Origin of the sequence: Streptomyces sp. URMC 126, assembly GCF_051386555.1 — a bacterium.
Lineage (GTDB): Bacteria > Actinomycetota > Actinomycetes > Streptomycetales > Streptomycetaceae > Streptomyces.
In genome coordinates, this window is sequence record NZ_JBPQTX010000896.1 from 1 (window position 1) to 269 (window position 269).

Sequence of the window (269 nt, forward strand, 5' to 3'; positions counted from 1 at the left end):
TTGTAGGCGTCGACGGCCTTGTTGTACGCGTCGACCTTCTCGTTGTGCGCCGTCCGCGCGTCCTCGGAGGCCCTGACGGCGGCCTTGTACTTTGTGATCGCCTCCTTGGCCCGGCCCTGCGCCCACTCCACGGTGTCGGCGAAGTCCTCCAAGGCGCCCGCGGCCTTCTCGCACGCGTCGGCCGCCTTGAACCACCGGGGAGGCTCCTCGGCCGCCTTCGTCCTGAAGGCGTCGGCCGCCTCGCCCCTGATCCCCGAGGAGTCCAGCCC

The 269-nt window shown here is 70.6% G+C and carries 1 protein-coding gene; it reads right to left on the bottom strand.

The window, feature by feature from the left end; all coding sequences use genetic code 11:
• A partial coding sequence (locus tag ACSNOK_RS34390; RefSeq protein ID WP_436784650.1) for a putative T7SS-secreted protein occupies window positions 1-269 on the bottom strand: 269 nt, incomplete at both ends.